We start from the raw sequence: 12,774 nt of genomic DNA on the forward strand, positions 1-12,774 counted from the left end.
CCCGAACAGAGAAGTTAAGCCCGCCTGCGCAGATGGTACTGCAGTTTTGTGGGAGAGTATGTCGTCGCCTTTCTTTTAAGAATCCTTCCCGATTTATCGGGAGGGATTTTTTGTTTTTTGGAAAATATGCAAACTGTGCGGGACTCCCATGCTTATCGGGAGCCGCTGCTTTTTCTTTAAGAATCCCTCCCGATCCCTCGGCAGGGATTTTCTGCTTTTTAAAGGGTTTGGTTTTTTGAAATGTTTAGATGAAAAAAAAATAAAATTAAAGTGGCAATGTAAACGAGTTGTATTTAAAAGTGTGATTTATGCGGTAAATAAAAGAGAATTATGGCTCTTTTGTTAAAATAATAAGGAAGAAGAAGATTTATGCTTGTAATAGAGTTATTGTCTGCTTTTGATATTAAATCTGCATTTTGGTGTACCTTTTTCTATTTTTCTTTATTATACAAATCATAAAGAGCTAATCTTTTTTGATCTTATTTAGTGACGAAGATTTTGTTAGCAAAGACTTTCTTTTTATTTTAAAATAAATTTTTTAGACAAAGTTGCGATATATTTTAGATAGAAATGTGATTTAAAATGATTGTAAATCAAATGGTTGTAATAGTTGAAAAAATTAAAAGTTTCTTAAAATCATTTGAATGTATTTTTTGAAGTAGTAAATTAGTAATGCTATAATTAAATAAATGAATTATGAAAATGAGGCTATTTATGGCCATAGCATTGTTAATCGTAACAATCTCGGCCAGCGCACAGAAGAAAATTGAAGTAACCGAATTGCCAAAACCAGCTCAGGAATTTTTAAAGAAGCATTTTAGTCATGCTTTAATAGAAAATGTGCAGAAGGATCCTGAACATGGAGAAAAAGGTTATGAAGTAAAGCTCAAAGATGGAACAGAAGTGGAATTTTGGAAAGACGGTTCGAACCGTGAAGTTGACGGTGGAGATAATCCAATTCCTACTGATTTTATTCCAGATAATATTAAAGCTTATGTAGCCAAGAATCATCCGAATGAAAAAATAACGCACATCGACTATGGGCACAAAGACCTTGATGTCGATTTGACAAACAAAATCGATCTAGAATTTACCAAAGATGGTAAAATTTTAAAAGACAAAAAGAATGATGTAAAAAAGTAATAGTTTTAAAAGAGAGATACTATTTGAAAGTTTTTTGTCAAATGTTTGTGTGAAAGAAAATATATAGTAGACATTATATTTGAAGATATTAGCTTAGGAAATGCGTAATTTATCGTAGCGTATTTTATAAGTATCCTGTCACTCTGTGGCTTATTTATTAAAATGAATAAGTTTGCTATTGCTTTTCATACCGTTTTTTTATTTAATGTCAATTTTTACGATAGGACATCTTGAACGAAAATAGTTTATATTTACATCTTTATTTTTTATTTCATGGAAGAAAATAAACATGTAACGATCTACGATATTGCCGAGAGACTTAATCTGGCAACATCTACTATTTCACGAGCTTTAAAAGATCATCACACCATAAGTGATAAGACAATTAAAAAGGTGAAAAAAACCGCTGAAGAAATGGGATTTGTTCCCAATACTTTAGCAGCAGGTTTGCGTGGAAATAAAACTAGAACCATTGGTGTTTTAATTCCCACCGTTACACAGCCCTTTTTGTCATCATTAATCAGCGGTATAGAAATTACAGCTCAAAAATCAGATTATACTGTAATCATTATGCAGTCGCATGATTCGTATGAAGAAGAAGTTAATATGGCTAAATCTTTGTACTCCAATCGTGTGAGTGGAGTAATTTGTTCGCTTGCAATGGAAACTAGAGATACAGCACATTTTCATCAGTTTTCTAACAATAATATTCCATTGGTTTTTGTTGATAGGGTTCCGAAAGATTATAATACTTTTAGAGTTGTAATTGATAATTATACAGCAGGTTACAAAGCTACCAAACATCTTATTGAGCAAGGATGTATTCGTATTGCGCATTTAACGGCTGGCTCAGAATTAGGAAATTTGTACAACGAAAGAAAAAGAGGGTACATAGAAGCCTTAAAAGATCATAATATTGAAGTAGAAGAAGAATTGATTATTAATCTAAATTCTGTTACTTATGAAGACGGAGTAAAAGCCAGTAATGCTTTATTCGATTTAAATCCAATTCCAGACGGTTTATTTGCACCTGGGGATATTTTGGCAGTAAGTGCTGTTCAAACTGCTAAAAAACGTGGAATTAAAGTCCCAGAAGAATTTAAAGTAATTGGTTTTAACAACGACCCGATTTCGCAGATTATAGATCCGAATTTATCCACTATTACGCATCCTGCCGAAAAGATGGGAAAAGCAGCAGCTGATATTATTATAAAGAATTTGAAATCATCTAAAAATGATGATGATGCCAAAGAAATTACATTCTTAAATACGGAAGTATTGGCAAGAGAATCGACGCAAAAATAAAATCAAGAGCATTTTATACATAATAAAGGTTTATCGATTAGTTTGATAAGCCATAATTTTTATGAAAACAATTACACTTCCAGACGAGATGAATTTAGAAAAATCACAACAAGTTCATGTTGTTGGTTATAGCAGTTCTAAAGACGTTTCGAAACAGCAGATTATTTTAAATAAAAATATCATCAGTTTTTTGATTGAAGGCACAAAAGAAGTCATTTTTAATAATGAAGCATTGTCTATAACGCCTTCGAAATTTATTGTAATGAGATCTGGAAATTGTTTAATGACAGAAAAAAGAATTTCTGAAACGTCTCTTTATAAAAGTGTTCTTTTGTTTTTTTCTAATGAAATGCTTCATAATTTCATTAGAAAAATGGAATCTGAAAGATCTGAAGCAATTGAACCAAAATCAGTTTATGCGTTTGATTATGATGATTTTCTGAAACGTTTTGTAGAAAGTTTAGCCGATATTTCTAATCTTTCAAAAGCAGTTCAGTCAAAATTATTAGAAGTGAAGTTTGAAGAAATTATGCTTTATTTGACTGATAAATACGGAACAGATTTTCTTTATTCCTTAATCACAAATAGCGATGATGCCGCACAAAAATTCATTCGGACTATCGAAAATAGTCATTTAAGCAAACTAACTTTAAAAGAATTGGCATTTTTATGCAATATGAGTGTTTCTACTTTTAAAAGAGAATTCGAAAAATACTATTCAGAATCACCTATAAAATGGTTTCAAAATAAAAGATTAGAACATGCCCATTATTTGCTAAGTCAAGAAAAAAGCCCTTCTGAAGTTTTTTTTGAAGCCGGCTACGAAAACCTTTCAAGCTTCAGTCAGGCATATAAAATCAAATATGGTGTAACACCCAAACATCATAAAACGATTTGAGCTTTTAGCAACAGTTTTTGAGCCTTTGCCTAAAATTATTAAACGGTTCCAAATCTAACTTTGCTTAAAATTTTAAAACAGATAAAATGAAAAAGCTAAGTTTAATTTTGGCGATGTCAGCAATTTTCTCGACATCTATTTTTGCACAAAAAACGTTTACATTAACTAGTAAGGATTTAGGAGGAGAAACTACTAAAATTCAGGAATTCAACGGATTTGGATGTTCAGGCGAAAACCAGTCTCCACAGTTATCATGGAAAAATGCTCCAGAAGGAACCAAAAGTTTTGCTATAACCATGTATGATCCTGATGCGCCTACAGGAAGTGGATTCTGGCATTGGGTTGTAGTGGATATTCCAGCAAATGTAAATGAATTGGTAACCAATGCAGGAACTAAAAATCTTGTTCCAAAAGGAGCGATCCAAAGTGTTACCGATTATGGGATTAAAGGATTTGGAGGGCCTTGTCCGCCGGTTGGTCACGGATATCATCAATATATCATCACCGTTTATGCATTAAAATCCGATAAATTGGGAACAGATGAAAACACAAATCCAGCAGTAGTAGGGTTTAACCTTTGGAGCCAGACTTTGGCAAAAGCCAGTATTATTGCTTACTACAAAAGATAATACTAAAAAAGAATAAGAAGTAGTAATGAAGAGTTTTAATTCTTGAATTTTATCACACTATAGGCAGGATAGTTTTTATAATTATCCTGCTTTTATTTGTTATGGAAATATATTTTTTTGAAAAAAAGCAACTTAAAATTTTTTTCTTAAACAACAATCTTATATTTTTACGCAACCGATTGCATTGCTTGTTTTATTTAAGATAATGTATTTTTTAGATTAAATTTTTATCAAATACTTTTAATTGCTTGTGAAATATTGATGTTGTTAAAATGAAATTATAAAGAATAAATTAAAACCATGGCTTTACTACGATTTCTTTTCCTGTTTCTCTTGATTTCCTTTTCGGCTTTGGCACAAAAGGATTATAAATTGTGGCTTCAGTATAATGCCGTTAGCAATTCTGTAATGGCTTCAGAATACAAAAGCAATCTTAGACGCATTGTTGTTTTAGGAAATTCCGAAACTATTAAAATTGCTGAGAAAGAAATTAAAACAGGATTTTCAGATATGTTGGGAAATATTCCCGAAATCAAATCAGATATAAAAGGAGAAAATAATCTAATCGTTGGTTCGCAATCAAGCATAAGTGCCGAAATCAAAAAGGAGTTGAAATCTGATTTTGAAAAAATAAATGATGAAGGTTTTATTATCAAAACGATTTCCATTAAAAACAAAAAGCAAATCATTATTACAGGAAAAAATGACATTGCCGTTTTATACGGAGTTTTTAATTTCTTGAGAATATTACAGACGAATAAATCGGTTAAAAATTTAAATATTGTCGATTCTCCTAAAATAAATATCAGAATACTGAATCATTGGGATAATCTTGACAGAACTGTAGAAAGAGGTTACGCCGGATTTTCACTTTGGAACTGGCAGAAATTGCCAGATTTTATAGATCAACGATACATTGATTACGCTAGAGCGAATGCCTCAATAGGGATTAACGGAACGGTTTTGACCAACGTAAACGCAAACGCTTTAATTCTAACTCCGCAGTATTTAGAAAAAGTTGAAGCTTTAGCCAATGTTTTTAGACCTTACGGAATAAAAGTTTATTTAACTGCAAGATTTTCGGCCCCAATCGAAATTGGAAACCTAAAAACTGCCGATCCAAAAGATCATGAAGTTATTAATTGGTGGAAAAATAAGTCGGCTGAAATCTATAAACGAATTCCAGATTTTGGCGGATTTTTAGTAAAAGCCAATTCGGAAGGTCAGCCAGGTCCACAAAATTATGGCAGAGATCACGTTGATGGAGCGAATATGTTGGCTGATGCTGTTGCGCCTTTTGGCGGAATAATTATGTGGAGAGCGTTTGTATATTCAGAACATGACGCGAATGATCGTGCTAAACAAGCTTATGCTGAATTTCAGCCTTATGATGGAAAATTCAAAGAAAATGTAATTGTTCAGGTCAAGAACGGACCAATCGATTTTCAGCCAAGAGAACCGTTTCATCCTTTGTTTGGGGCGATGCCGAAAACGCCTTTAATGATGGAGTTTCAAATCACACAAGAATATTTAGGTTTCAGCACACATTTGGTTTTTCTGCCAAAATTATTTCAGGAAGTTTTAGAATCTGATACGTATCAAAAGGGAAAAAGTTCAACTGTTGCCAAAGTTGTAGACGGAACTTTATATCAAAATAAACTAACTGGAATTGCTGGCGTTGCCAATATTGGGAACGATTTAAACTGGACAGGTCATCCTTTTGCACAGGCGAATTGGTATGGTTTCGGACGCTTGGCATGGAATCCGTATTTAGATTCAGAAACCATTTCTGATGAATGGTTAAGATGTACATTTTCCAACGATGAAAATTTTATTAAACCTGTAAAAAATATCATGATGGAATCGCGTGAAGCCGTTGTCAATTATATGACACCGCTGGGTTTGCATCATATTATGGATACTGGACATCATTACGGGCCAGGACCTTGGGTTTCGAATTTGTCAAGACCAGAATGGAATCCGACATATTATCATAAGGCAGATAAAAATGGAGTGGGTTTTGATCGATCAAAATCAGGAACAAATGCCGTCTCACAATATGTGCCAGAAGTCGGAAATCTTTTTGATAATCTAGAAACCTGTCCCGAAAAAGATCTTTTATGGTTTCATCATGTTTCGTGGGATTATAAACTGAAAAACGGTCTGACGCTTTGGAATGGTCTGGCGTTAAAATATCAGGAAGGTGTAAATCAGGTTGCTGCAATGCAGAATGTCTGGAAGAAAACTGAAAAATATATTGATAGCGAACGTTTTAATGAAGTTGAAATGTTGTTGGAAATTCAGTATAAAGAAGCAAAATGGTGGCGTGATGCGTGTTTGCTGTACTTTCAGCAGTTTTCGGGAAAAGAACTTCCTGATGGAGTTGAAAGGCCAACACAGACTTTAGAGTATTTTAAATCATTAAAATTTCCTTTTGCGCCGGGGAATGGTTAAATAAAAGGAATAATTGTAACGCGGATAAAACGGATTCGCTATCTCGAAGACACGGAAAAAAACGGATTTTTTCCAATTGAAAAAGAAAAAAATCCGTGTAAATCAGCGTTTTTTTGTGATAGCGAATCCGAGTCATCCGCGTACCAAATACCAAAAATATATTTTTAAAATTATGAGCAAAAAAACAGCAATAGTAACCGGAGGAAATTCGGGTTTAGGATTTGCAACAGCAAAGAAATTATGTGACAACGGAATTACAACCTACATTATTGGAAGAACAAAAGATAAAACAGAAGATGCCTGTAGAGAAATTGGAAAAAATGCTATTCCAGTAATTTTCGATTTAAACGATTTGAAAGGTATTCCTGCGATGATTGAAAGTATTACAAAAGAAAATGCAATTGATATTTTAGTAAATAACGCTGGAATCAATATGAAAAAAGAAATTCCAGAGGTATCCGATGAAGATTTTCTTTCGATTATCCATACCAATCTTTTAAGCGTTTTTGCTGTGAGTAGAGAGGTTGTGAAAAATATGAAAGTAAACGGAGGCGGAAGCATTATCAATATCAGTTCGATGGCATCGCAGTATGGAATTCCAAAAGTAATTGCATATTCGGCTAGTAAAGGTGCAATTGAGTCAATGACTCGTGCAATGGCAACAGAATTGGCACCTTCAGGAATTCGTGTAAATTGTATTGCTCCGGGATTTATTAAGACCAAAATGTCGTCAACAGCACTTGATAATGATCCAGAAAGAAAAAATAAAGTGTTAGGAAGAACGCCAATGGGGTATTTAGGAGAACCATCAGACATTGCAGATGCGGTTTATTATTTCGCTTTAAGCGAATCAAAATATACTACCGGTACAGTATTGCCAGTTGATGGAGGGAATAGTATTGGGTTTTAATTGTGAAGATGCCACAAAGTCTCTAAGATACAAAGTTTTTCTCTTCAAAGTATTTTAAAATAAAACTTTGCGACTTAGCGCCTTCGTGGCATAAAAAAAAGAAGTATGATAAAAATGCAGCAAACTATGCGTTGGTTCGGACCTCAGGACAACGTAAAACTAATCGACATTAAACAAGCTGGCGCAACTGGAATTGTAACCGCATTGCATCAAATTCCTGTTGGAGAAATTTGGTCTGTTCAAGATATTCACGAAAGACAGCAGATGATTAGAAATGCTGGTTTGGAATGGGCTGTGGTTGAAAGTCTTCCTGTTCATGAAGAAATCAAACGAGCTTCTGGAAATTATTTGCAATACATTGAAAATTACAAAATCAGTTTACAAAATCTGGCTGAATGTGGAATTAAAATCATTACCTACAATTTTATGCCGATTCTGGACTGGGTAAGAACCAATCATAATTTTATAAACCAAGACGGAAGCAAAGCTTTACTGTACAATCAGGATGCATTTACCTATTTTGATGTTTTTCTTTTAAAAAGACCAAATTCAGAAAACGATTATTCGGAGATTGAAAAAGAAAAAGCGTTGCATTTTGGAAATCAGCTATCTGAAGATGAAAAAGCATTGTTGTTTAAAAATGTCTTATTAGGATTGCCGGGAAGTAAAATTCATTTTACGGCAGAGCAGATTTTGTCCCTTTTAGAAAATTATGCCGAAATCGATAATCAAAAATTAAGGGAAAACCTCATTTATTTTTTATCAGAAATAACTCCAATTGCAGAGAAAAACGAACAGAAGTTAGCGATTCATCCCGACGATCCGCCATTTTCGGTTTTAGGTCTTCCAAGAATTGTTTCAACAGAAGCCGATTTAAAAGCTATTTTTAATGCAGTTCCTTCAACTGCCAATGGCTTATGTTATTGCACAGGATCATTAAGCGCTGATACAAAAAATAATCTAGAGAAAATTATAGACGATTTTGGAGATAGAATTCACTTTTTACATCTTCGAAATACCATCCGCGAAAGCGAAACTATTTTTAGGGAATCGGAACATTTAAACGGCGATGTTAAAATGGAACTGATCGTTGAGAAATTACTTTTATTAATGAACAAAACCAAAATGAGTCTGCCAATGCGCCCAGATCATGGTTTTCTTCACAAAGTTGATGAAGAAACAGAAACTTATCCTGGTTATTCCTTGACGGGGAGACTAAAAGGTTTGGCTGAGTTGAGAGGTCTGGAAATGGGAATTGGTTATAAATTGGGTTTGTAGTCAAAGTTTCTAAGTTTTTACGTTGATAGTTTCTCGCAAAGACGCAAAGTTTTTTAAGTTCTAAAAGAAGTAAAAAATCTTAGCGACTCAGCGACTTTGCGAGATTAAATAAAAAAGTTTGTGACTTTATGTTTTTTAAAATTAAAACTTCATATCTAGTTTTACTACTTTTCCTAATCGGATTAAGTACAAAATCGTATGCCATAAATCCAGAGAAATATGTTGTCAATCAGGCTTCTGCTGGAAACTTTCCTTTAGTAAGTAAAGGAAAAACAGCTTCGATTTTAGTTGATGATAAAGATTATGTGGGAGTTTTAAAAGTAGCAGCACATTTAGAAAATGATATTTTTCAAGTTTCAGATTTACATCCGAAAAGAATTAAAAAGATTGCTGAAGCAGAAGATTTTGTTGTCATTATTGGGACATTAGGAAAAAGTAAAATCATTAATCAATTAGCTAAACAAGGAAAAATTACTACCATAGAACTTCAGGGGAAATGGGAAAAATTTACAACCCAAATTGTTGAAAATCCGTTTAAAGGAATTAAAAAAGCGTTGGTAATTGCAGGTTCAGATAAACGGGGAACGATTTACGGAATCTACGATTTATCGAATCAAATTGGCATTTCGCCTTGGTATTATTGGGCAGATGTTCCCGTGAAAAAACAATCGGAACTGCATGTTTTACCTGGAACACATTCTCAAGGAGAACCAAAAGTAAAATACAGAGGAATTTTTATAAACGATGAAGCTCCTGCTTTGTCAGGTTGGGCATTTGAGAAATTTGGCGGATTCAATTCGAAATTCTACGATAAGGTTTTTGAATTAATTCTGCGAATGAAAGGCAACTATTTATGGCCAGCGATGTGGGGAAGAATGTTTTATGTTGAAGATCCTCAGAATGCTGTTTTGGCCGATGAATATGGAATTGTAATGGGAACTTCGCATCATGAGCCGTTAACAAGAGCGCATGCTGAATGGGGAAAATCTAACGGGAAATGGGATTTTAATACCAATTCAGAAGCCCTAATTAAATTTTGGAAAGACGGAATCAAGCGAATGGGAAATAAAGAAACTATTGTTACGGTGGGAATGCGTGGCGACGGTGACGAACCTATGACCGAAGGAACCGCAATTGAATTATTAGAGAATATCGTAAAAACACAAAGAAATATCATTGCAGAAGTAACCAAAAAACCTGCCGAAGCAACACCTCAAATGTGGGCGCTTTACAAAGAAGTTCAGGATTATTACGACAAAGGAATGACCGTTCCCGACGACGTAACCCTTTTATTGTGCGATGATAATTGGGGAAATATTCGAAAACTTCCTGAACTCGACGCAAAACCAAGAAAGGGCGGTTATGGCATTTATTATCATTATGATTATGTGGGCGGGCCACGAAATTACAAATGGATTAACACCAATCAAATCGAGCGAACTTGGGAACAGATGGATTTGGCGTACCAATATAGGGTCGATAAAATCTGGATTGTAAATGTTGGAGACATTAAACCAATGGAGTTTCCGATTGAGTTTTTCTTAGATATGGCGTGGAATCCTGAAAAGTTTAATGCAGGAAATTTACAAGATTATTATGTGAATTGGGCAAAAGAGAATTTTGACAATCAATTTGCAGAAGAAATTGCGACCATTTTGAAATTATACACCAAATATAATTCAAGAAGAAAACCCGAATTATTAGATGCCAAAACGTTTAGTGTTATCAATTATAATGAAGCAGACCGAATTGTGGCGGAGTATCAGAAATTGGCTGAAAAAGCCATTTCGATAAACGAAAAATTAAAACCAGAATATAAGGATGCTTTTTATCAGCTCGTTTTATTTCCTGTTTTGGCAAGTGCAAATTTAAATGAAATGTATGTTGCAACAGCTAAAAATCATTTGTATGCAGATCAAGGCAAAGCCATTGCAAATGAATATGCTGAAAAAGTAAAGGAGTTATTTGAAAAAGATGCCGAGCTTACCAATTATTATCACACTCAATTGGCAAATGGCAAATGGAATCATATGATGTCACAAACACATATAGGTTATGATAATTGGCAGCAGCCAGATAAAAATGTGATTCCGAAAACAAGAACAATCGAAATTCCCCATAATGCTAAAGCGAGAATTTCTACTAAGGATAATTCATCGAAAGTTGAGACATCAATAAATAAAAATCTAGATAATGTTTTAGGTTTTGTTGAAAATGACGGTTACATTTCAATAGAAAGTAAAAAATATTCTAAAGCAATCAATTCTGATTCAGTAAAATGGACTATAATTCCAAATCTTGGTAAAACGGATTCTGGAATAACAATAAAGCCTTCAAATATTCATCCAATTGGAATTTCAGAACAATCACCAAGATTAGAATATAATGTTCATTTTTTCAATAAAGGAAAAATAAAAGTAAAAGCGTATTTTTCACCGACAATCAATTTTAAAATAGGCGACGGATTAAAATACGGAATTGGCTTTGATGATGAAAAACCTCAAATCATGAACCTCAACGCAGATTCTTCAGAGAAAGCTTGGGCAGAATCGGTGGCCAATAATATTAAGATAATAACCTCAACGCATGAAATCGAAAAATCAGGAAATCATGTTTTGAAATTTTATGCCATTGATCCAGCTTTGGTGCTTCAGAAAATTGTAATAGAAACGGAAGCAGGAAAAGTTTTGGAGTCGTATTTGGGACCGCCAGAAAGTTTTAGGAAAGAATGATACGCAAAGTTTGTCATTCCGAGGAATGAGGAATCACACTAGATATTCCGTGAAGAATGTAGCCAATCTTTGTCGATTCCCAAGTTTGATTGCTCGTTCTTCTGAATGACAAAACTAAACGAATAAAAAACAATTAACTATTTAAACCAAAAGATATGAAATTTATTAAACCTTGTTTAGTTGCCGTCACGACTTTGCTGGCTGTTAGCTGTACATCGCAAAAAGAAACTGCTTCGTTAAAAGATGCTTACAAAGATGATTTCTATATTGGAACAGCTTTAAGCGCTGACCAAATTGAACAAAAAGACAAAAAAGTAGATTCTTTGATTAAAAAAGAATTTAATGCGATTACAGCAGAAAATATCATGAAATCCATGTACACGCATCCACAGAAAGACAAATATGATTTTACCTTGTCAGATAAATTTGTGGCGTATGGACAAAAGAATAAAATGTTTATTCATGGACATACCTTGATTTGGCATAGCCAATTGGCACCTTGGATGGAAAAAATTGCCGACAGTACCGAAATGAAGGCCTTTATGAAAGATCATATCACGACAATAGCTTCCAAATATAAGGGAAGAATCAATTCATGGGATGTGGTAAATGAAGCATTAAACGAAGATGGAACTTTACGAAAATCCGTTTTTTTGAATACGCTTGGCGAAAAATACTTAGTTGACGCTTTCAAACTCGCAGAAAAAGCAGACCCAAAAGCGGAGTTATATTATAACGATTATAATATCGAAGAACCCGAAAAAAGAGCTGGAGCAATTGCATTAATCAAAAAAATAAAAGCTGAAGGCGGAAAAGTGGATGGAGTAGGTATTCAAGGACACTGGAGATTGCAAAGTCCATCCATTGAAGAAATTGAGAAAAGTATTTTGGAATATTCGGCTTTAGGAATCAAAGTGGCTTTTACAGAATTGGATATTACCGTTTTACCAAATCCGTGGGATTTGAAAGGCGCTGATGTAAATCAGAAATTCGAAGGAAATCCTAAAATGAATCCATATCCAGAAAAATTACCCGATTCAGTTCAAACACAATTAGCAGAGCGTTACGCATCGATTTTTAAACTATTTTTAAAACATAAAGATAAAATCAGCAGAGTTACGTTTTGGGGTGTTCATGACGGGCAATCGTGGCTAAACGATTGGCCGATTAAAGGAAGAACCAATTATCCGTTACCGTTTGACAACAACTTACAACATAAACCAGCTTACGATAGTATTTTAAAGCTGAAAGAAACTAAAGAATAAATACTAAAAAGCGTAAGTTTTGAGAAAATAACCAACAATCGGTTGTGGTTTGAAAAATATCTTAAATAAAGTAAACTAAATTTGCATAATATGTTTTTTTAACTAATTTTACACAACCGATTGTTTAAATTGTAATTCGTTTTCCTGCAAGGTTTCCAAA

9 protein-coding genes and 1 rRNA gene are annotated in these 12,774 nt (G+C 33.8%); all 10 read left to right on the forward strand.

All coding sequences use genetic code 11. The annotated features are described in order from the left end of the window. A 5S ribosomal RNA gene (gene rrf, locus AC3Y25_RS21865) occupies nt 1-73 on the forward strand; the annotation flags it as partial. 623 nt (nt 74-696) lie between these two features. Beyond that, a complete protein-coding gene (locus AC3Y25_RS21870; RefSeq protein WP_489904216.1) occupies nt 697-1,143 on the forward strand; it encodes a PepSY-like domain-containing protein in 447 nt (148 codons plus the stop codon). 273 nt (nt 1,144-1,416) lie between these two features. Further along, a complete protein-coding gene (locus AC3Y25_RS21875) occupies nt 1,417-2,448 on the forward strand; it encodes a LacI family DNA-binding transcriptional regulator (RefSeq protein WP_427872458.1) in 1,032 nt (343 codons plus the stop codon). Between the two features lie 61 nt (nt 2,449-2,509). After that, on the forward strand, nt 2,510-3,346 hold the full coding sequence (locus AC3Y25_RS21880) for a helix-turn-helix domain-containing protein (RefSeq protein WP_427872459.1): 837 nt from the start codon (nt 2,510-2,512) through the stop codon (nt 3,344-3,346). 86 nt (nt 3,347-3,432) lie between these two features. Further along, nucleotides 3,433-3,975: a YbhB/YbcL family Raf kinase inhibitor-like protein gene (locus AC3Y25_RS21885; RefSeq protein ID WP_489904217.1), complete on the forward strand. Its 543-nt coding sequence runs from the start codon at nt 3,433-3,435 to the stop codon at nt 3,973-3,975. Between the two features lie 300 nt (nt 3,976-4,275). Further along, a complete protein-coding gene (locus AC3Y25_RS21890; protein WP_489904218.1) occupies nt 4,276-6,429 on the forward strand; it encodes an alpha-glucuronidase family glycosyl hydrolase in 2,154 nt (717 codons plus the stop codon). Between the two features lie 172 nt (nt 6,430-6,601). Next, nucleotides 6,602-7,339, forward strand: a complete 738-nt coding sequence (locus tag AC3Y25_RS21895) for an SDR family NAD(P)-dependent oxidoreductase (RefSeq protein WP_489904219.1) — start codon at nt 6,602-6,604, stop codon at nt 7,337-7,339. Between the two features lie 114 nt (nt 7,340-7,453). Further along, nucleotides 7,454-8,617, forward strand: coding sequence for a mannonate dehydratase (gene uxuA, locus AC3Y25_RS21900; RefSeq protein ID WP_489904261.1), 1,164 nt, complete (start codon nt 7,454-7,456; stop codon nt 8,615-8,617). A 128-nt stretch (nt 8,618-8,745) separates the two neighbouring features. Beyond that, on the forward strand, nt 8,746-11,349 hold the full coding sequence (locus AC3Y25_RS21905) for a glycosyl hydrolase 115 family protein (RefSeq protein WP_489904220.1): 2,604 nt from the start codon (nt 8,746-8,748) through the stop codon (nt 11,347-11,349). A 155-nt stretch (nt 11,350-11,504) separates the two neighbouring features. After that, nucleotides 11,505-12,614 (forward strand): endo-1,4-beta-xylanase, encoded by a 1,110-nt coding sequence (locus AC3Y25_RS21910; protein ID WP_489904221.1) that lies wholly within the window; start codon nt 11,505-11,507, stop codon nt 12,612-12,614. Nucleotides 12,615-12,774 lie beyond the last annotated feature (160 nt).

This window comes from Flavobacterium sp. LK-23 (genome assembly GCF_058135255.1).